Here is a 20,494-nt window from a genome sequence, read left to right on the forward strand (position 1 = left end):
ATTATAGCCGGGCTGGCGGCCTGCGTGCGAGGCGTGCCGCCCAATCGTCAGTAGCGATGCGCGACCAACGCTTCGTAACGGGCCCAGACCTTCTGTGCGTACTGCAAGCGCAACGCCTCACGCTGTGGACCAGGCCCCGGGCCTGCGTTATAGGCGCCGATGGCCGTCCAGTTATAGCCGAAGCGCTGAACGAACTCGGCAAGAATCGAGGCCCCGACCTCTATTGACAGGCACGGCTCACTCAACAGCCGGTCTTCGGTGATGCCTAGTTTGAGCAAGCGGGGCAAGTGAATGCTGTTGATCTGCATCAGGCCGATATCGCGGGTGCCGTTGCGATTGTTGTAATTCATCGCGCCCGCACGGTAACCCGACTCTACGGCGGCAATGGCCTGCAGCAATTCCGGCTCAAGATCGTAGCGACTGGCCACCTCGTCCCAACAATACGCCAGCGCCTTATTGCTGCCCATCAGCACCACCAGCAACAGGCCCTTGCGCCACGCATTGCGCATCCCGGGGCTACCTGCCACAGGCCGAACAAACATCGATAGGCTGCAACGAGGCGCGCTCGGCTGGCCGCACCGGGCATGTAAAGCGATAGCCCCTGCCATAGATCGTCTTGATAAACCCTTTGTCGGCGCGCAGATGTTTACGCAACGAATAAATGCAGCGTGTCAGCGATTCCTCCGACACCTCCCCCTGGCGCCAAGCCATTTCAAGCAAACAGTCTTTGGTCATCAGCGCACCACCGGACACCAACAACAAGCGCAGCACTTGCCATTCCTTGGGCGGCAACTGGATATCCGCGTCCTCGCCGGTCAAGCGTCCATCGCCATGCAGGGTCCAGCGGCCAAAGACCAGGGAAATCGTCATCCCTCCATCATTCACCACGGCCATACACACCTCTGCATCCAACCACTGACATTGAAATCCTGATTTCCAGAAATGGCGCATACGCCGACTGCACGACTATAAAAAAAGCCTCCCCGAGCCACCCTAGGAGAAAGCCCATATCAGCAGGGCTTTCCGGAATCGCCTTGTAAGAAATCTCACTGGAACTGATAACTAAGGCGATACCCACTCCTGGTAGACCTCAAGCAGCTCAACCCCCAGGCGGTCTTCCAACTGCACCAGCTCGCCCAGAGCCAGTAACTGACCGTTGACGCGCACTTCCACGCAATGGATGACCTCCGGTGCCAGCGGCAGCACTTTCCCCGGTGCAAACAACGCCAGCCGCTTGCGCGTGATCAGTTGTTCCTGCAAAAGAATTTCCAGATGCATGACGAGCGCCTACCTCATTGATCGACATCGCGAATCGACCGCGCAAACGCACGGTGCACCCGTTCGTATTGCGGCTGAGTCAGCGGTGGCGGCCCGACGGTGCCATCCAGGGTCTTGAGCTCGTTGCCCACGGCCCGGGCCTGAATCACAAACAGCCGTACTTCGGCACGCTGGCCAGGCGCAGTGGCACGCCCCTGCGCATCAACATCCCGGCGAAACCCGCCCAACCACAGGCGTTTCCCCTGTGGCATCCGAACGACACTGCTGACGCTGACCCGCCCGACTGCGGTCATTTTCTGACGCCGCCCCGCCTCGCCCATCTGGCGGTCATCCTCAAGGCTCAGCAGCATCTCGATCTCGTTCGCCTCGGCAAACCGCGGCAACGCGCTGACCTGGGTGCCATAGCGTATGGGTTTCCAGTCGGTGCGAGCGGCGGCGGGCCCCGGCACGTAGAGTGTGTGGTTATCCTGGAACACCGCAGGAACGTTCTCCTGGGTGAGAATCACCGGCAGTGTCACCACCCGCGCGCGCCGTCGTCGCTCCAGCACGGCGATCTGCGCCATCAGGCGATTGTCCTCCAACGGCTCCAGCACCCGGGTCGCCGAAGTTGATGTGTGGGTTTCCTCGGCCCAGGCCTGGTCGATTTTCTTCAGTTCGTCACGGTCCACATCCACCAGCCACAGCGAAACCTCGATCGCGCGCTTGGGCACATCCAGCTCCGCCACCAATTGCTCGATAAAACGCACCTGGGCAGGCTTGCCCTTGATCAGCAGGCTGTTGGTATCCGGGTAAGGAATCACGGCCAGGCTCTTGTCGGCCAGCAAGCCGGGCGGCCGTTGCGCGGGCGCCTGTTGTTCGCGGGAAAGCACGGTCTCGATCAGCGACGCCATGCCCGGCACATTGACCTTTTCCTCGCCCATGACGTACTCGCGGTCCGCCACATGGGTATTGAGCACCTGCACCACGCCAAACGCCTGCTGGCCCACACGGAGCGCGGCCCGCTGGCGGTCCATCAATTGCGTAAGGTGCAGCACCTGGTCGACATAGTTCGCCGGCCCGGACACATAGAACATCCGGCCCCCGCTCTCCCGCAGCGGGTAGCGGGACTCATCGAGCCCCGAGCGACGCATGAACTCGCGCAGCCTTGAGACGGAAATATGCCGCAGCGTCACCGCCGAGCTCTTCGCTTCATCTGCTGCGTAGAGGTAGAGCACCTGCCCGTCGCTGTACCAGATCAGGTGATGCTGCTCGGCTACCGCCTCCAGCACCTGCTGCGCCCGGCTGAAATCGTAGGTTCCGTCAACGCGTTGCCGAGCCGCCGCCCGGCTGACAACGACCGGCAGGCCGAGAGGCAGCGACAACGCGCTGAAAAACGTGTGCAGGCTTTCGTCCCGCGCCTGGTAAGTCTCACCCCGGGCAGACGCACAGCCCAGCATCAACACCGCGTAAAACAGCCAGCGGCACAGCCGATGGGCGGCCATCGTTGTCGGAGAATCAGCGTACACCGTGGGGTTTCCTGGGCAGTCTGGCATAGGGAAGCGGCCATACTGAAAGCCTGTGGCGTTTCAATCTTGATGGAAAGTTGACGGCGTAACACGCCGTTCCGCCCGTGGCATGTGCCTTGCTATGCACTCTGTATCAGAGCGCGCGCCAACGTCGGAGCGGGCTTACGGACAAAGGCGTCGTTACCCGCAATGGCTCGCGCCGCCATCTGAGGGAGCGACGCTTTTTTTTGAACGAAAAGGTAGGTGTTGATGAACGATTCGGACGGCAACAGCCCGATAAACGACCCGCTGGCCTGGGTCAACGGCAGTGACGCCCCGGAAAAGAGCAGCCTCGACCTGGGCTTCATGGCCTTGAGCGATTGCGCCTCGCTGGTGGTCGCGGCCACCCAGGGCTTCGCGCAACCCTATGGCTTGACACTGAACCTCAAGCGTCAGTCGTCGTGGGCCAACCTGCGCGACAAACTGGTCAGCGGCGAACTGGATGCCGCCCACAGCCTGTATGGGCTGATCTACGCCGTACACCTGGGCATCGGCGGCGTGGCCGCCACCGATATGGCGGTACTGATGGGGCTGAACCAGAACGGGCAGAGCATCAACCTGTCCCACGACCTGCAACAGCAAGGGGTGGTCACTCCTGAGGCACTGGATCGCCACGTGCACCAAAGCCGAACAAAACTGACCTTCGCCCAGACGTTTCCCACAGGCACCCACGCCATGTGGCTGTATTACTGGCTGGCGAGCCAAGGTATCCATCCATTGCAGGATGTGAACAGTGTGGTGGTACCGCCACCGCAAATGGTGGCGCACCTATTGGCCGGGCGCATCGACGGTTTTTGTGTCGGCGAACCCTGGAGCGCCAGTGCGGTGAAGCAGAACCAGGGCTTCACCCTGGCAACCAGCCAGGCGATCTGGCCGGACCACCCGGAAAAGGTGCTCGGCTGCACCCAAGCGTTCGTCGACCAATACCCCAACACCGCCCGCGTACTGGTGATGGCGATTCTGGAGGCCAGCCGCTTTATCGAGGCGAGCCACGAAAACCGCCGTTCCACCGCGCAGCTGCTCAGCGCCCGCGAGTACCTCGACGCGCCACTCGACTGCATCGAGCCGCGTCTGCTCGGGACTTACGACGATGGGCTTGGCAACCAGTGGCAAGATCCCCACGCACTGCGCTTTTTCGCCGATGGCGAGGTGAACGTGCCCTACCTCTCCGACGGCATGTGGTTCATGACCCAGTTTCGCCGCTGGGGCCTGTTGCGCGAAGACCCGGACTACCTCGGCATTGCCCGCCAAGTGCAGCAACTGGAGCTGTATCGCCAGGCAGCCGATGCCGTCGGCGTCACCGCGAACGCCCAGGACATGCGCAGCAGCCAACTGATCGACGGCAAGATCTGGGATGGCTCCGCCCCCGCCGCCTACGCCCGCAGCTTCCGCCTGCATGCCCTGGCTGACCACACCAGCCGCCACGCCTTGCGCTGACAGGAGGACCAATATGTTGCGAATCCTGTTGATCAACGACACACCGCGCAAGGTCGGGCGCCTCAAGGCGGCACTGACCGAGGCCGGGTTTGAGGTGATCGATGAGTCGGGCCTGACCATCGATCTGCCTGCGCGCGTCGAAACGGTGCGGCCGGACGTAATCCTGATCGATACCGAGTCACCCGGCCGCGATGTGATGGAGCAAGTGGTGCTGGTCAGCCGCGACCGACCGCATCCGATCGTGATGTTTACCGACGAGCACGACCCGGACGTCATGCGCCAGGCCATCAAATCCGGCGTCAGCGCCTACATTGTCGAAGGTATCCAGGCCCAACGCCTGCAGCCGATCCTCGACGTGGCCATGGCCCGCTTCGAAAGCGACCAGGCCCTGCGCGCCCAGCTGCAGGCCCGCGATCAACAGCTGGCCGAGCGCAAGCGCATCGAACTGGCCAAAGGCATGCTGATGAAAATGAAGAACTGCAACGAGGAAGAGGCCTACACCCTGATGCGCCGCCAGGCCATGAGCCGCCAGCAGAAACTGATCCAGGTGGCGGAGCAGATCATCGCCATGAGCGAGTTGCTGGGCTAACCCTCCTCGACAGCGGCTACGGCAGATTGGCCCAGGACTTGCTAAGTATTCAACACAGGTAACCAACGGCGGTTGCCCCTTCACGACAAAGACGTCGCACACCCGGTTTGCCCTCGCGAACCCGGTGGCGGCGTTTTTTTGTTTTGGCCCTTTGACACGGGGCCGGTGGGGCGGCCGTAGCCGGCTGTTCCATCACCAGGCCTTCTTACAAGACTCCCAACCGTTGAGGTGCGTGATGAAATCAAGCTTCTGGAAATCCGGGCACACCCCGACCCTGTTTGCCGCGTTCCTGTATTTCGACCTGAGCTTCATGGTCTGGTACCTACTGGGCCCGCTGGCGGTGCAGATCGCCGCCGACCTGCACCTGACCACGCAACAACGCGGCCTGGTGGTGGCGACCCCCATCCTGGCAGGCGCAGTGCTGCGTTTTCTGATGGGCATGCTGGCGGACAGACTCTCGCCCAAGACCGCCGGGCTGATCGGCCAGGTGATTGTGATCGCCGCACTCTTCGGCGCCTGGAAACTCGGCATCCACAGCTATGAACAAGCCCTGTTGCTGGGGCTGTGCCTGGGGATGGCCGGAGCGTCCTTCGCGGTCGCCCTACCGTTGGCGTCCCAGTGGTATCCCGCGGAGCACCAGGGCAAAGCCATGGGCATCGCCGGCGCCGGCAACTCGGGCACTGTGTTCGCAGCCATATTGGCACCGGTGCTTGCAGCGGCGTTCGGCTGGAGCAATGTGTTCGGTTTCGCCCTGATTCCGTTGATCCTGACCCTGATCATCTTCGCCTGGCTTGCGCGCAATGCCCCCGAACGCCCGAAGGCCAAATCCATGGCCGATTACTTCAAGGCCCTCGGCGACCGTGACAGCTGGTGGTTCATGTTTTTCTACAGCGTGACCTTCGGCGGCTTTATCGGCCTGGCCAGCGCCCTGCCCGGCTACTTCAACGACCAATACGGCCTGAGCCCGGTGACCGCCGGCTACTACACCGCCGCCTGCGTGTTCGGCGGTAGCCTGATGCGCCCACTCGGCGGCGCCCTGGCCGACCGATTCGGCGGGATTCGCACGTTGCTGGGCATGTACAGCGTGGCGGCGATCTGCATCGCTGCGGTGGGTTTCAACTTGCCCAGCTCCTACGCGGCCCTGGCACTGTTCGTCTGCACCATGCTCGGCCTTGGCGCCGGTAATGGCGCGGTGTTCCAGTTGGTGCCCCAGCGTTTCCGCCGCGAGATCGGCGTAATGACCGGCCTGATCGGCATGGCCGGCGGTATCGGCGGTTTCGCCCTGGCAGCAGGCATGGGTGCGATCAAACAAAGCACCGGCAGCTATCAACTGGCCCTGTGGTTGTTCGCCAGCCTTGGCGTACTGGCCTGGTTCGGCCTGCACGGCGTCAAGCGCCGCTGGAGAACCACCTGGGGCTCGGCTGCCGTGACCGCCGCGCGCGTCTGATGAGCCTGCACCTGAGCGTCGCCCAGGCCAGCGTCATCGGCCCGCGCGCCGAGAACCAGGACGCCCTGCGCGTGGTCACGCCCCTGGCGGAGCTGGCCGCGAGCAAGGGTTACCTGTGCGCCATCGCCGACGGTGTCAGCCAATGCGCCGACGGCGGTCTGGCCGCACGCTCGACCTTGCAGGCGCTGGCCCTGGACTATTACGCCACGCCGCAAACCTGGGGTGTGGCCCAGGCGCTCGAACGTCTATTGCTCGCGCAGAATCGCTGGCTGCGGGCCAATGGCGGTGGCCAGCCGTTGCTGACCACCCTCAGTGCCCTGGTGTTTCGCGGGCAACGCTTCACCTTGGCCCACGTCGGCGATTGCCGGGCGTATCGCTGGCTGGACGGCGAATTGCAGCGCATCAGCGAAGATCATGTATGGGAACAGCCGGGCATGCAGCATGTGCTCAAGCGCGCGCTCGGCCTGGATCAACACCTGGTGCTGGATTTTCTCGACGGCCAATTGCGCGAGGGCGAATGCTTCCTGCTGCTCAGCGACGGTGTGTGGGCGACTTTGGGTGATCACAGCATCAGTGCGATCCTGCGCGAGCAGACCGACCTCGATCTGGCGGTACACACCCTGGTCACCGCCGCACACCTGGCCGGCAGCCAGGACAACGCCAGTGCCCTGCTGGTACGCATCGATAAACTCGGCGCCGCGACCCTGGGCGACGCGCTGGTGCAATTGCAGCAATGGCCGCTGCCACCCGCGCTGAAAGCCGGGCAACAGTTCGAAGGCTGGCAGGTGGAAAGCGTATTGGCGCAGAGCCGCCAGTCGTTGCTGTACCGGGTCCGCGATGCCCAGCAGCAACCCTGGTTGCTGAAAACCCTGCCCCTCAGCCGTGACGATGACAACGACGCCGGTCAAGCCTTGCTGTCGGAGGAATGGTTTCTGCGGCGGGTGGCCGGGCGCGCGTTTCCTGAAGTCCACGCGGCCAGCGGGCGTCAGCACTTGTACTACGTGATGCGTGAATATCCGGGGCAAACCCTGGCGCAATTATTCCTGCAACAGGGCCCATTGCCCCTGGCGCAATGGCAATTCGTGGCCGAACGTTTACTGCGGGCGGTGGGTCTGTTGCATCGTCGGCAAATACTGCACCGTGACATCAAACCGGAGAACCTGCTGCTGGGTGACGATGGTGAGTTGCGCGTACTGGATTTCGGCCTGGCCTACTGCCCGGGTCTCTCCGAGGATCGCGCGCATGTACTGCCCGGCACACCAAGCTTTATCGCGCCCGAAGCGTTCCAGGGCGACCGTCCCACAGCCCAACAAGACTTATACAGCGTAGGTGTCAGCCTGTATTACTTGCTGACTGGGCATTACCCCTACGGTGAAATTGAGGCTTTCCAACGGCCCAGATTCACCCAACCGGTCAGCGCCAGCCGCTACCGCCCCGACCTGCCGGACTGGTTACCGCTCAGCCTCGAACGCGCGGTGGCGGCTCAACCTGCACAACGCTATGAAACCGCCGAAGAATGGCTGCTGGTGCTGGAGCAGGCAGACCGACGGGAACTGAGTGTCCGCCCCCGGCCGTTGCTGGAGCGGGAACCCTTGAAGGTCTGGCGCACCCTGGGGTTGCTCTCGATGCTGATCAATCTGACGCTTCTTTACTTACTCTTTCACCGCTGACGTCATCTCTAGACGAGGGAAAACACATGAACGCAAAAGTCTGGCTGGTGGGCGCGGGCCCTGGCGACCCGGAGCTGTTGACCCTCAAGGCGGTTCGGGCGATGAACTGCGCCGATGTGGTGCTGATCGATGATCTGGTCAACCCGCAGGTACTGGAACACTGCACGGCAGCGCGGGTGATCACCGTCGGTAAACGTGGGGGCTGCCGCTCAACGCCGCAGGACTTCATCCACCGCCTGATGTTGCGCTACGCCCGCCAGGGCAAGTGCGTGGTGCGGCTCAAGGGCGGCGACCCGTGCATTTTCGGGCGCGGTGGCGAAGAGGCGATGTGGCTGCGCGAACGCGGCGTCGAAGTCGAGTTGGTCAACGGGATCACAGCCGGGCTGGCGGGCGCGACGAACTGCGCGATTCCACTGACCTTGCGTGGTGTCAGCCGCGGCGTGACGCTGGTCACAGCGCACACCCAGGACGACAGCAGCCTTAATTGGCGCGCGCTGGCGGAAGGCGGGACGACACTGGTGATCTATATGGGGGTGGCGAAGCTGGAAGAGCTTCGTCAGCAGTTGCTGGAAGGCGGGATGGCCGCGGATATGCCCGTGGCAATGATCGAAAATGCCTCATTGCCGCAGCAGCGGGAGTGCCGTAGCCATTTGTCGCAGATGCACGAGGATGCACAGGCGTTCGCCCTGAAGAGCCCGGCGATCCTGGTGATCGGCAGTGTCGCCGCCACCTCGCAAGCAGCGAGCGTCGCAGCGGCAGCCAGCGCCTGAGGCAAACCCCAGGCGAAAAAAAACCCGGCCGAAGCCGGGTTTTTTTCTACTACTCAGTAATTACTGAGCAGCTTGAGCTTCAACAGCAGCTTCTACGCGACGGTTGATAGCGCGGCCAGCTTCAGTTGCGTTGTCAGCAACTGGGCGGGATTCGCCGTAACCTACCGAGCTAATGCGGCTAGGAGCTACGCCGTCTTTAACCAGGACTTGCTTAACAGCGTCAGCACGACGCTGGGACAGCTTCTGGTTGTAGGCGTCTGGGCCCACGGAGTCAGTGTGACCAGCCACTTCTACGTGGGTAGCTGGGTACTGCTTCATGAAGTCAGCCAGGTTTTTCACGTCGGCGTAGCTGTTAGGCTTAACCACGGACTTGTTGAAGTCGAACTTAACGTCCAGCTCAACACGAACAACGTTGGCAACCGGTGCTTCTGGCTCTGCAACTGGCTCTGGAGCTGGTGCTGGGGTAGGAGCTGGAGCAACTGCGCCAGCGTTACCGCCGAAGTTCACACCCAGGCCGACCAGTGCGGAGTAATCCCACTTGCCGTTGTCCAGTGCGTAGTCAGCTTCAACACCGGCACGAGCGTACAGGTTGTTGGTGAAGTAGTACTTCACGCCAGTACCAGCGATGAGCTGGGTAGTTTGGTCGCGACCGCTGTGGCCGTCAGCACGAACGTTGCCACGGCTCTGGTGACCGACACCGCCTTCTACGTATGGACGCAGGGAGTCGACGCCAGCTTGACCGAAGTGATACTGGGCCACGAGGCTGGTGGTATCGCCTTTGATCTTCTGGCTACCGGTACCGTCGTTCGAACGGGTGTGGTTGGTCTTGTCGTAGGACAAGTCCAACGACAGGTCGTCGGTCAGGAAATAACCAATGCGAGCGCCTGGGTTGAAGCCGTCTTCGATATGATTGACGCTATCGTTGTACTGCTTCTTGTAGAACAGCTCGCCTTCAACTGCGCCTTGGCCTTGTGCCAGAACGCCGAAAGAAGTAGCGGCAATAAGAGAACCAATGGCCAAGCCCAAGGTGTTTTTCAGTTTCATCCGTTAAATCCCCATCTGGTGATTGTAAAGCAGTCCCACAAACCGGGGGACAACTCGGCGACAAGTCTAACAGAACTTGCCTACACGTAAGAGATATTTGCCACGCACTAAGTTTCAGTCTCGCCCGCAAATTTCTCACGTAATTTATCAAGAGCACGTTTGTAACGCATTTTTGTAGCACTCAAACCCATATGCATGATGTCAGCGATTTCCTGAAATTCCAGCTCTGCGACAAAACGTAGCACCAGAATTTCGCGGTCAATCGGGTTCACATGCACCAACCAGCGATCAAGTCCGCCCTTCTCCTCGGGTGCCGGCGTCTTTTCTTCAGACGCCTCCTCAAGGGGGTCCAGACTCAAGGCGTCCATCAAGCGACGCTTTCGCCGTTCCTTACGATACTGCGTGATGCACTCGTTGTACGTGATGCTGTAGAGCCAGGTCTTGAACTTCGATTTGCCCTCGAAGTTCTTCAGGCCATACAACACCTTGAGCATCACTTCCTGACAGACATCATCCGCATCTCTATCGTTCCCTAAATACCTTGAACAAACGTTGAACAGAGTGCGTTGATATCTGCGCATCAATTCTTCATACGCGCGTGTTACGTGAAACAGCTCCGTGTGCGAGCGCGCGACCAACTCCTCATCAGAGAGCTCACGGGGGTCATAGCGCGTGGACAGCGTTTGGGCTTTATTCAAAACAAGTCGTGCCGACAGTCAGGTCAATGTCCGCCACAGCCCGGTCACCCGGGTTCGCGGCGGCGTACATTAGCAGGGTTTGCCGGGTTAGCGGCTACTGACCTGCTGCTCCAGGAGAATCCGATTGGACAGCGACACCAGATCGCCGTCATCGGTCAGCACAGTTGTCTTGACCGTACCGATCTCCTCGATTTGCCCCTCGACCTCGCCCACACGCACGTGCTGCCCTACCTGATACAACTCACGCACATAGATTCCCGCCAGAATCTGACCGGCAATTTCCCGACTTCCCAGACCCATGGCCAGCGCAACGGCCAGACCAACGGTAATCAAAACAATCACAATCACGTGGTTGAGCAGGTCAGTCTTGACCTCCAACTGGCTGATCGCGACGGAAATACTGATGATGATCACGAGCCCCTGGGCGATTCGCCCCAGGCCTGCCGCATAGTCCAGCCCGACCCCTTCAGCGGCCCCGCGTACCAACCCGTTGGCTAATTGTGCGAGCAAAACGCCGACGAGAAGCACCAGCGCGCCGCCGAATACCTTCGGCAAATACAGTGCCAGCATGTCCAGCGTAGCTGAAACTCGCTCAAGGCCAAGGGATTGAGCCGCAGAAACCAGAAAAATCAACAAAACGAACCAGTAAACGATCTTGCCGATCAAGGTCGAGATCGGCACTTGCAGCCCGGCGCGGCCGAGCAGCTTGGTCAGGCCGGTGCCTGCCATCAAACGGTCCAGACCGAGTTTGGCGAGCAGCTTGGACAGCAGGGTGTCGAGCAGCTTGGCCACGACAAAACCCAGCAATACCAGGACCAGCGCCCCAAACAGGTTGGGAATGAAATTCGCCACCTTGGTCCACAATGCGGTCATCGCGGTGACCAGGCTCTGGGTCCAGAGATCAAGTTCCATATTCAATCAGCCTTATCAGCAGTGCGAGCAAGAGGTTTACGACGGGAAACCGGCGAGACGTGGGCCGAACCATTGTTCAGGGCCATCATCAACGCCGGCAGCCAACGACCGAGCAGACCGAACAGATCCCCCGCCCCGACCTGACGGTTGGCGGTTTTCAACACGCGGCCCAGGCAGGCATCGTCATCCCGGTTGGATGGCGAAGCATTGAGCATGTCACGCAAAGACTGTTCGAACGGATCGTGCATAAAGACCTCTCGCAAGTGTTTTAAAAGACGAGGGTTAAATTCCTGAGGTCACATCGGCCCCTTCCTACGTTCAGGTCATATTCAGCTCAAACCCAGCGCAATCGTCGAAATAGCCACCATTGTCCGAGCGCCACCGAGACCATCAACAGGCAGGCAATCACAAATCCATAAGGGCTGGCGGAGAACGGTATGCCCCCCACATTGATACCTAACAAGCCGGTCAGAAAACTCATCGGCAGGAAGATCCCGGTGATGATCCCGAAGCGGTACATTGTACGGTTCATGCGTACGCTCAAGCGCCGATCTTCGGCCTCCAGCACAAGCCCCACGCGCTCCCGGGTCAATTCGAGTTCTTCCAGGTAGCGGGTCAGGCTGTTGTTCAATTCGTTCCAATAGTCGGCATCGTCATCACAGAACCACGACAATTTGATCCGCGTCAGTTGGGCAAAGATATCCCGCTGCGGCGCCAGGAATCGCTTGAGCCCGGCCGCTCGCCGACGGATCTGCAAAATGCTGCCATGCTCCGGGGTATACCGTTCGTCGGTATCGAGTTTTTCTTCCTCTACGTCGACGATTTCAGACAGGTCGGACACCAGGTCCTGGACTTTGTGCGTCAGGTACTGCGCCATATACAGGATGAGTTCAGACGCGGTTTTTGGCCCCTTGCCATCCGCCAACTGCACCAGCAACTCATCGGTGGCGCGCAACGGGCGCAAGCGCAGGGAAATCACCCGGCTGGCAGCGGCGAAGATACGCACCGAAACCATGTCTTCCGGCTCGGCGCCAGGGTTGAGGTTGACCCCGCGCAGGAACAGCAGGAGTTCCGCGTCCGGCAACGGCAACAGGCGCGGGCGGGTGTTCTCCTCCAGCAGCAGGTCACAGGCGAACTCACTCAAGCCACTGGCCTTGCGCAGCCAGGTCTGGGTTTGCGGGTGGCTGCGATCCCAATGCAGCCACAGGCTTTCCTGGGGCTGCAGTTGCAATTGGTCAAGCTCAGTTCGGGCAATCGAACGCGCACCGCCTTTACCATCCAGCACCAGGGCATGCACCAGGCCCCACTGCGCGTTTTCTTCCTCGAACATCCTCACCCCTGTCGGTTATTGCGGTTTATTCAGGCATTTTCAGCGGGCTGGGCGACACGATCACGCCATTATTGTCGGCGTAGATGTATTCACCCGGACGGAATGTCACACCGGCAAAGGTCACTGCCACGTTCAAGTCGCCAATGCCGCGCTTGTCAGTCTTCATCGGGTGGCTAGCCAACGCCTGCACGCCGAGGTCGGTCTGGGCGACGACGTCGACATCCCGGATGCAACCGTAAATCACCAGCCCTTCCCAACCGTTTTTCGCGGCTTTCTCGGCGATCATGTCGCCCAGCAGCGCGCGACGCAGGGAGCCACCACCGTCGACCACCAGCACCTTGCCGGCGCCTGGCTGGTCGGCCTGCTCCTTGACCAGGGAGTTATCTTCGAAGCATTTGATGGTGACGATCTCGCCGCCAAAGGAATCGCGGCCGCCGAAGTTGCTGAACATCGGCTCGGCCACCTGCACCAGTTCCGGGTAGGCGTCGCAAAGATCGGGAGTGACGTAGTGGTTCATTGAAAATTTCCTTTCTGTCAAAGACGTGTCTTTCGAAAGAGGCGCCGGCCGAAGCAGCAGCAAAACATCCCATCCGTTTCGCCGTTACGCAATAGCCACTGCGCGACTGAATATGACCAGAAGCATTTAACGCGTCATATCTTAGCCGCAACCAAAGACGAGCGAAACGCCCTTGGCAGAGCGCTGCGTCAAACTACGACCAATGCATCAGCCTGAGCACCCAACAATGGTGTCAGCGGATCTTTCAGCCATTGCGCCACCAACGGCCAGACCTCGGCCTGGGCCGCTTTGCTGACCAACATCTCCACATGCCCGAAATCCCCGGTAAAACCTTGTTGGCGCCCCAGGCGCAGGTATTGCCGCGGCGCCGAGCCGACTTGTTCGTACAGCTTGCGGCAGGCCCAGTCCGGGTCCTGCTGGTCGCCGGCGGCACTGACGACCAGCAGCGGCACGTCGACTTCCGCCAGGCCTTTCCACCAATCACGACCAGCCTCGCCAAACCGGCCGAAGAGGCCATGCCAGCGCATGCTCTCGATCATTACGCCCACCGGCTCGTCCTCGGGGCCGCGCTTGAGCCGCGGGCCGGACAACTGGCCAAAGCGCTTCAGGAGCAAGCGAGCGCCCCACTCCAGCGGTGGAATTTTCAACGGCCAGTAGGTGCGACTGACCTGGCTGCCGAACAGCGCCACTGAAGCCACCGCCGGCGCACCGAGGTACTGGCCACCCAAGGCCGCCGCCAGGGTGGTGCCGCCCAGGGAATGCCCGATCCAGTGGGGAATCTGCGCGCTCTGTTCGCGCACGAACGCACCGATGGCCGGCAAATCGTAGCGGGCGTAGTCCGCGACCCGATTGCGGGTGTAGTCCTGATTGCGCTTGGACAGGCCGTGGCCGCGCATTTCCGGTATCCACACATCGAACCCCTGGCGTGCCAGGTAGGCGCCCAGGCCGACGCCTTTGGGCGAGTACCAGAAGCGCCGGTTGGAAAAGCTGCCATGTAACAAAATCACAGGGATGCCGCGGTTTTGCGCGACATCGGCCAGGCCCAGACGCGTCACGGCCAGCTCGACGGTGCCGTCGGGACTGTTGCCGGGTTTGAGCCGGTACACATCTTCACTCAGGTCGCCACGACGTTCAGCGCTGATCAGGGCGACGGGAAACAGGTTGCTGCTGCTTTGCATAATGCTCTTGCACAAAAAAGGGCGGCGTCCGGAAGGAGTTCCGCCCTGTACAGATAAGAATGCCGGCCAACCTGACGATTGACCGGCACTTTTGACGCGTCGACCTTAGGCGGACGCTTGGCCTTCCGCCAGGAAGAACCAGGTTTCCAGCACCGAATCGGGGTTCAGCGAGACGCTTTCGATGCCCTGTTCCATCAGCCATTTGGCCAGGTCAGGGTGATCGGAAGGGCCTTGGCCGCAAATGCCGATGTACTTGCCGGCCTTGTTACAGGCCTGAATGGCGTTGGCCAGCAGCTTCTTGACCGCAGGGTTACGCTCGTCGAACAGGTGCGCGATGATCCCCGAGTCGCGGTCCAGGCCCAGGGTCAGTTGGGTCAGGTCATTGGAGCCGATGGAGAAACCGTCGAAGAACTCCAGGAACTCTTCGGCCAGAATGGCGTTGGATGGCAGCTCGCACATCATGATCACGCGCAGGCCGTTTTCACCACGGGACAAGCCGTTTTCGGCCAGCAGGTCCACCACCTGGCTCGCTTCGCCCAGGGTACGGACGAACGGCACCATGATCTCGACGTTGGTCAGGCCCATCTCGTTGCGCACGCGCTTGAGGGCGCGGCACTCGAGTTCGAAGCAATCACGGAACGCTTCGCTGATGTAACGCGAGGCGCCACGGAAACCCAGCATCGGGTTTTCTTCTTCCGGCTCGTAGAGCTTGCCGCCGATCAGGTTGGCGTATTCGTTGGACTTGAAGTCCGACAGACGCACGATGACCTTTTTCGGGTAGAACGCCGCGGCCAGGGTGCTGATGCCTTCCACCAGCTTCTCGACATAGAAGCCCACCGGGTCGTTGTAGCCAGCGATGCGCTTGTCGACGCTGTCCTTGATTTCCGGCGGCAGGCCGTCGTAGTTCAACAGGGCCTTGGGGTGGACGCCGATCATGCGGTTGATGATGAATTCCAGGCGAGCCAGGCCCACACCGGCGTTCGGCAGTTGCGCGAAGTCGAAGGCACGGTCCGGGTTGCCGACGTTCATCATGATCTTGAACGGCAGGTCAGGCATCGCATCGATGGAGTTTTGCTTGATGTCGAAGCCCAGCTCGCCTTCGAAGATAAAGCCGGTATCGCCTTCGGCGCAGGATACGGTCACACCCTGGCCATCCTTGAGCAGTTGGGTGGCGTTGCCGCAACCGACTACCGCAGGAATCCCCAGTTCACGGGCGATGATCGCCGCGTGGCAGGTACGCCCGCCACGGTTGGTGACGATGGCGCTGGCGCGCTTCATCACGGGTTCCCAGTCCGGGTCGGTCATGTCGGAGACCAGCACGTCACCGGGCTGGACCTTGTCCATCTCGGACACGTCCTTGATGATCCGCACCTTGCCGGCGCCGATGCGCTGACCGATGGCGCGGCCTTCCACCAGCACAGTGCCGGTTTCCTTGAGCAGGTAGCGTTCCATGACGTTGGCCGAAGTGCGGCTCTTCACGGTTTCCGGACGCGCCTGCACGATGTACAGCTTGCCGTCGTCGCCGTCTTTGGCCCACTCGATGTCCATCGGGCACTGGTAGTGCTTCTCGATGATCATCGCCTGTTTCGCCAGCTCGCTGACTTCAGCGTCGGTCAGGCAGAAGCGCGCGCGCTCGGCCTTATCCACGTCGACGGTTTTCACCGAGCGACCGGCCTTGGCCTCGTCGCCGTAGATCATCTTGATGGCCTTGCTGCCCAGGTTACGGCGCAGGATGGCCGGGCGACCCGCTGCGAGGGTGCCCTTGTGTACGTAGAATTCGTCCGGGTTTACCGCGCCTTGTACGACGGTTTCGCCGAGGCCGTAGGCGCCGGTGATGAACACGACGTCACGAAAGCCCGATTCGGTATCCAGGGTGAACATCACACCGGCGGTGCCGGTTTCCGAACGCACCATGCGCTGCACGCCGGCAGACAGGGCCACCAGCTTGTGGTCGAAACCTTGGTGTACACGGTAGGAAATGGCACGATCGTTGAACAGCGAAGCGAACACTTCCTTGGCTGCGCGGATCACGTTTTCCACGCCGCGGATGTTGAGGAAGGTCTCCTGCTGGCCCGCGAAAGAGGCGTCGGGCAAGTCTTCGGCGGTGGCCGAGGAGCGCACGGCGACAGCCATGTCCGGGTTGCCGGCCGACAGCGTGGCGAACGCCGTGCGGATTTCTTCGTTGAGTTTCTCGGGGAACTCGGCTTCCATGATCCACTGACGGATCTGGGCGCCGGTCTTGGCCAGGGCGTTGACGTCATCGACGTCCAGAGCGTCCAGCGCGGCGTGGATCTGGGCGTTGAGGCCGCTCAGTTCGAGAAAATCACGGTAAGCCTGGGCGGTGGTGGCAAAACCACCTGGCACCGAGACGCCAGCGCCTGCAAGATTACTGATCATCTCGCCGAGGGATGCGTTCTTGCCCCCTACGTGCTCCACATCATGGACGCCGAGCTTATCGAGGGAAACTACGTACTCTACCAAGGTGATCTCTCCACTTTCTGTATTGGAAAAGCTCAGGACGCCGGCTGCTCAGTAGGAGCATTCGCCAGCGCTTGTGGCCTGGACCTGGAAAATAAGTGAGAATGCGGCCCACAGAGGGACGGCAAAATCGCGCCTATCATATCCAAGATTCGCCATCAGCTTAAGGCCCAGGGCTCAAATGAAACGATCTGCTTTCTTTATTTCCGACGGCACCGGCATCACAGCCGAAACACTGGGCCAAAGCCTGCTCGCGCAGTTCGAAAACGTTACTTTCGCCAAATTCACGCGGCCGTATATCGACAACGCGGATAAAGCGCGGGCCATGGTACAACAAATCAATCTGGCGGCAGAAAAAGACGGCTTTCGTCCGATCATTTTCGACACCATCGTCAATCAAGACATTCGTGAGATCCTTGCTACGTCCAATGGTTTCATGATCGACATTTTCTCGAGCTTCCTGGCGCCGCTGGAACAAGAGTTGAGTGAACATTCCTCCTATTCCGTCGGAAAGTCCCATTCCATTGGGCATAACTCCAACTACATGGAGCGTATCGAGGCGGTGAACTTCGCCCTCGACAACGACGACGGAGCCCGCACCCACTACTACGACAAGGCCGACATCATCCTGGTGGGCGTGTCGCGCTGCGGCAAGACCCCGACTTGTCTGTACATGGCCATGCAATTCGGCATCCGCGCGGCCAACTACCCGCTGACCGAAGACGACATGGAACACCTGACGCTGCCGACGGCCCTGCGCGCGCATTCGCACAAGCTGTTCGGGTTGACCATCGACCCGGACCGCCTGACGGCCATCCGCAACGAGCGCAAGCCCAACAGCCGCTACTCCAGCTATGCCCAGTGCGAATTCGAAGTGCGCGAAGTGGAAAATCTGTTCCGTCGAGAGAACATTGCGCACATCAATTCCACGCATTTCTCGGTGGAAGAGATCTCGGCGAAAATTCTGGTGGAGAAAGGCGTCGAACGCCGCTTTAAATAATCTGTTTGTCTGAACCGACACCATCGCGAGCAAGCCCGCGCCCACAGGAAAATGCATTCCAAAGGTGGGAGCTGGCGTGCTCACGATGAACGATAACTCGGCGAACCCGCCTAAAGGTGGAAGCGCCCACCGCCCTGCCCCAACGCAGTGGCCAGCGCATCAAACCCCGCCCGCAACAACTGATCATCTCCCGACGTATTGCAGATACTCGCCCGGATAAACTGCGGCACTGCGGTCTGCCCCACGGCAAACGCCTCGGCGGTGGCGATCAGGTAATTATTCTGCTTGAGTTCGGCCTCGATTTCCGACGCTCGCCAAGGCTCCGGGACTTCAATCCAGAAGTGCGGGCTATTGAGGTGCGTGCGGTATTCCAGGCCGGCCAACAGGCCCTGCACCAACGCCTTGCGTCGGCTGATCTCGTTGATCTGCTGGCGCAGCAGGTATTCCGCCGTGCCGTTCTCGATCCACTGGGTCGCCAACTCCAGGGTCACCGGCGTGGCCATCCAGCAGGTCGAACGCAGCGCCGCTGAAATACGGCTGACCAATGCCGGCGGCGCATGCACATAGCCGACACGCAGCCCCGCCGACACGGCCTTGCTCAAGCTGCTGATCAAAATCGTACGCTCGGGCGCGAAATAACTCAGGGGCGGCGGTCGGTCTTCCACCAGCACACCGTGGGCTTCATCCTCAAGAATCAGCAGGTTGTGCTCACGACAGACTTTGACCAGCGCCTCGCGGCGTGCGACCGATAACACGGCAGTGGTCGGGTTCTGGATGGTGGGCGTGCAGTACAACGCCGAAACCCTGTGATTGCGACAGACTTCATCGAGTGCCCCGGGCAGCACACCTTCGTCATCCATCTCCAGGCCGATCAGGCGCACACCGAGCATTCGCGCGGCGGTGATCAGCCCTGGATACGTCAGTTGCTCGGTGACCACCGTGTCGCCAGCGCGCAGCAGCGCCATCATCGCGCAGAGCAACCCGTGCTGGCCGCCGTTGACGCAAATGACCTGCTCGGGGATGGGATGAAAATCGCGCTGCACCAGCCACTGCGCACCCGCTTCGCGGTAACGCGGCAGGCCGGCGTCCGGCGTGTAGGCACTGATGTCCTGGAGAAACTTGGCGTTGGTCGACAGGGTCTGGAAACTCTGCGCCAGGAACACCGTCTCCTGCCCCGGAATATGCATGTTGCGGCTCATGTCGAAGTATTGGCGCGGCTCCTCGCTGAAGTTGCGGAAACCTTCATCCCGTTGGCGCTCCATCCCACGCTTGCGCACGAACGTGCCGTCACCTACCCGTGCCACCACCAACCCCAGGCGTTCCAGCTCGCCGTAGGCCCGGCTGATGGTGCCGATGGTCACCCCCAGATTGTCGGAAAGTACCCGATGGGGCGGCAGTTTCCGTCCCGGTTCAATCAAGCCCTCGAGGATGCCCCGTTCCATGACATCGGACAGGCGCTTGTACTTGACGCCCTGCCCATTGGACAACCCCTCACGCATAATTGACACCATGTCAATATTTGTTTTGACAGCCATCTTTAGCCCTAATAGTGTGCTTTTACGGGTTCAATCGCCGAAAAAAATAACTCATTACAAGTTCAATATAGAGTTCAATTCCGGCTCAGGGAAGCAATAAACGATGCCAATGTCCGCCGTTCTCGAAAACGCTGCAAAAACCAAAACTCAAAAACAGTGGTTGGCCGGCCTGGTGACCAGTGTGATGTTTCTCATCGTTTGCCTGAGTTGGGGTACCACTTGGCTCGGCATCAAAATCGCCGTGGAGAGCGTGCCGCCGCTGACCTCCGCCGGCTTGCGCTTCCTGATCGCGTTCCCGCTGTTCCTGTGTTTTGCCATGGTGCGTCGCGAGCCGATCCTGTTCCCCCGGGAAAGCCGTTGGTTCTTCGTGTTCGTGACCCTGTCCTACTTCAGCGTGCCCTATTACCTGCTCAACTACGGCGAAATGCATGTTTCGTCCGGCCTCACCGCGCTGCTGTTCAGTTGCATGCCGGTGTTCATCCTGATTTTCTCCGCGCTGTTCCTGCGCGAGCGCATCTACTTTTCCCAGGTGGTCGGCATCGGTATCGGCTTCGGCAGCCTTTACATGATCATCAGGAGCCAGGGCCTGCACCTGGACCACGCTGAGTTCTTCGGGGTACTGGCGATTCTGAGCGCCGCGATCATGCATGCCTTGTGCTACGTCATTACCAAGCAAAAAGGCAGCGCCATCAGCGTGATCACTTACAACACACTGCCCATCGGGATCGCCGGGCTGATGCTGTTCGTCGCCGGCCTGTGGTTTGAAACACCGACTTTCGAAGCCATCACCCTGCGTTCGTGGGGCGCCCTGTTCTACCTGGGCCTGGTCGCATCGGTGGGCGGGTTCATCGTGTATTTCATGCTGCTCAAGCGCCTGAGCCCGATCATCCTCTCGTTCGTGTTCATCATCTTCCCGGTGTTCGCGGTGATCATCGGCGCCTGGTACGAAGGCGTGGCGATTTCCCGCGACCTCATGCTGTATTCGGCCATTCTGCTGGCCGGTTTTGCGATCACCAAGTTGCCCATCGAAAAACTCATGGCCAAGAAAAATTGAGCCTCTTTGAACG

Annotated in this window: 20 protein-coding genes; 7 read left to right on the top strand and 13 right to left on the bottom strand. The window is 60.6% G+C overall.

What is annotated here, in order from left to right:
• Positions 1 to 47 precede the first annotated feature (47 nt).
• From LQ249_RS23340 to sctC, 4 genes are all read right to left on the bottom strand, one after another.
• Positions 48 to 509, bottom strand: coding sequence for a transglycosylase SLT domain-containing protein (locus tag LQ249_RS23340; RefSeq protein ID WP_108524759.1), 462 nt, complete (start codon positions 507 to 509; stop codon positions 48 to 50).
• A gap of 7 nt (positions 510 to 516) precedes the next feature.
• A complete protein-coding gene (locus tag LQ249_RS23345; RefSeq protein ID WP_057003808.1) occupies positions 517 to 894 on the bottom strand; it encodes a winged helix-turn-helix domain-containing protein in 378 nt (125 codons plus the stop codon).
• A 168-nt stretch (positions 895 to 1,062) separates the two neighbouring features.
• Positions 1,063 to 1,278, bottom strand: coding sequence for a FliM/FliN family flagellar motor switch protein (locus LQ249_RS23350; protein ID WP_017845218.1), 216 nt, complete (start codon positions 1,276 to 1,278; stop codon positions 1,063 to 1,065).
• A 14-nt stretch (positions 1,279 to 1,292) separates the two neighbouring features.
• Positions 1,293 to 2,759: a type III secretion system outer membrane ring subunit SctC gene (gene sctC / locus LQ249_RS23355; RefSeq protein ID WP_057003807.1), complete on the bottom strand. Its 1,467-nt coding sequence runs from the start codon at positions 2,757 to 2,759 to the stop codon at positions 1,293 to 1,295.
• Positions 2,760 to 3,032: 273 nt separating this feature from the next.
• Between sctC and LQ249_RS23360 the strand changes: the two genes are divergently transcribed.
• The 5 genes from LQ249_RS23360 (at position 3,033) to cobA (ending at position 8,735) form a co-directional block, all read left to right on the top strand.
• On the top strand, positions 3,033 to 4,259 hold the full coding sequence (locus LQ249_RS23360) for a CmpA/NrtA family ABC transporter substrate-binding protein (RefSeq protein ID WP_079444505.1): 1,227 nt from the start codon (positions 3,033 to 3,035) through the stop codon (positions 4,257 to 4,259).
• Between the two features lie 13 nt (positions 4,260 to 4,272).
• Positions 4,273 to 4,848: an ANTAR domain-containing response regulator gene (locus tag LQ249_RS23365; RefSeq protein ID WP_046382429.1), complete on the top strand. Its 576-nt coding sequence runs from the start codon at positions 4,273 to 4,275 to the stop codon at positions 4,846 to 4,848.
• 235 nt (positions 4,849 to 5,083) lie between these two features.
• Positions 5,084 to 6,295: a nitrate/nitrite transporter gene (locus LQ249_RS23370; protein WP_017845214.1), complete on the top strand. Its 1,212-nt coding sequence runs from the start codon at positions 5,084 to 5,086 to the stop codon at positions 6,293 to 6,295.
• On the top strand, positions 6,295 to 7,965 hold the full coding sequence (locus tag LQ249_RS23375; RefSeq protein ID WP_177029515.1) for a bifunctional protein-serine/threonine kinase/phosphatase: 1,671 nt from the start codon (positions 6,295 to 6,297) through the stop codon (positions 7,963 to 7,965). Before LQ249_RS23370 ends, LQ249_RS23375 begins: the two co-directional genes overlap by 1 nt.
• A gap of 26 nt (positions 7,966 to 7,991) precedes the next feature.
• Positions 7,992 to 8,735: a uroporphyrinogen-III C-methyltransferase gene (cobA, locus tag LQ249_RS23380; RefSeq protein ID WP_017845212.1), complete on the top strand. Its 744-nt coding sequence runs from the start codon at positions 7,992 to 7,994 to the stop codon at positions 8,733 to 8,735.
• 60 nt (positions 8,736 to 8,795) lie between these two features.
• Here the strand turns inward: cobA and LQ249_RS23385 are convergent, their stop codons facing one another.
• The 8 genes from LQ249_RS23385 to ppsA all read right to left on the bottom strand — a co-directional run bounded on the left by LQ249_RS23385 (position 8,796) and on the right by ppsA (position 16,895).
• The gene (locus LQ249_RS23385) at positions 8,796 to 9,779 is read right to left on the bottom strand and encodes an OmpA family protein (protein WP_046382426.1); all 984 of its coding nucleotides are present in this window, start codon (positions 9,777 to 9,779) and stop codon (positions 8,796 to 8,798) included.
• A 107-nt stretch (positions 9,780 to 9,886) separates the two neighbouring features.
• Positions 9,887 to 10,477: an RNA polymerase sigma factor SigX gene (gene sigX / locus LQ249_RS23390; RefSeq protein WP_046382425.1), complete on the bottom strand. Its 591-nt coding sequence runs from the start codon at positions 10,475 to 10,477 to the stop codon at positions 9,887 to 9,889.
• Positions 10,478 to 10,564: 87 nt separating this feature from the next.
• Positions 10,565 to 11,389, bottom strand: a complete 825-nt coding sequence (locus LQ249_RS23395) for a mechanosensitive ion channel family protein (RefSeq protein ID WP_017845209.1) — start codon at positions 11,387 to 11,389, stop codon at positions 10,565 to 10,567.
• Positions 11,390 to 11,391: 2 nt separating this feature from the next.
• Positions 11,392 to 11,637 carry a hypothetical protein gene (locus tag LQ249_RS23400; protein WP_005790375.1) on the bottom strand — a complete coding sequence of 82 codons (246 nt, stop codon included), beginning with the start codon at positions 11,635 to 11,637 and terminating at the stop codon, positions 11,392 to 11,394.
• Between the two features lie 86 nt (positions 11,638 to 11,723).
• Positions 11,724 to 12,719 (bottom strand): zinc transporter ZntB, encoded by a 996-nt coding sequence (locus tag LQ249_RS23405; RefSeq protein ID WP_017845208.1) that lies wholly within the window; start codon positions 12,717 to 12,719, stop codon positions 11,724 to 11,726.
• A 25-nt stretch (positions 12,720 to 12,744) separates the two neighbouring features.
• Positions 12,745 to 13,236 (bottom strand): ribonuclease E activity regulator RraA, encoded by a 492-nt coding sequence (rraA, locus tag LQ249_RS23410; RefSeq protein ID WP_017845207.1) that lies wholly within the window; start codon positions 13,234 to 13,236, stop codon positions 12,745 to 12,747.
• A 188-nt stretch (positions 13,237 to 13,424) separates the two neighbouring features.
• Complete coding sequence (locus LQ249_RS23415; protein ID WP_046382424.1) at positions 13,425 to 14,414, bottom strand: alpha/beta fold hydrolase; 990 nt, start codon at positions 14,412 to 14,414, stop codon at positions 13,425 to 13,427.
• 105 nt (positions 14,415 to 14,519) lie between these two features.
• Positions 14,520 to 16,895, bottom strand: a complete 2,376-nt coding sequence (gene ppsA, locus LQ249_RS23420; RefSeq protein WP_026139809.1) for a phosphoenolpyruvate synthase — start codon at positions 16,893 to 16,895, stop codon at positions 14,520 to 14,522.
• Positions 16,896 to 17,073: 178 nt separating this feature from the next.
• Here ppsA and ppsR point away from each other — a divergent pair, with 178 nt between their 5' ends.
• Positions 17,074 to 17,892 carry a posphoenolpyruvate synthetase regulatory kinase/phosphorylase PpsR gene (ppsR, locus tag LQ249_RS23425; RefSeq protein WP_046382423.1) on the top strand — a complete coding sequence of 273 codons (819 nt, stop codon included), beginning with the start codon at positions 17,074 to 17,076 and terminating at the stop codon, positions 17,890 to 17,892.
• A 110-nt stretch (positions 17,893 to 18,002) separates the two neighbouring features.
• Here ppsR and LQ249_RS23430 read toward each other — a convergent pair whose 3' ends face one another.
• Complete coding sequence (locus LQ249_RS23430; RefSeq protein ID WP_026139808.1) at positions 18,003 to 19,427, bottom strand: aminotransferase-like domain-containing protein; 1,425 nt, start codon at positions 19,425 to 19,427, stop codon at positions 18,003 to 18,005.
• 160 nt (positions 19,428 to 19,587) lie between these two features.
• On the opposite strand from LQ249_RS23430, the gene LQ249_RS23435 reads away from it, so the two are divergent.
• Entirely contained in the window at positions 19,588 to 20,481 is an 894-nt protein-coding gene (locus LQ249_RS23435) for a DMT family transporter (protein WP_162231523.1), read from the top strand.
• Positions 20,482 to 20,494: the final 13 nt, after the last annotated feature.

Origin of the sequence: Pseudomonas sp. 7-41 (genome assembly GCF_021233075.1) — a bacterium.
Taxonomy (GTDB): domain Bacteria; phylum Pseudomonadota; class Gammaproteobacteria; order Pseudomonadales; family Pseudomonadaceae; genus Aquipseudomonas; species Aquipseudomonas veronii.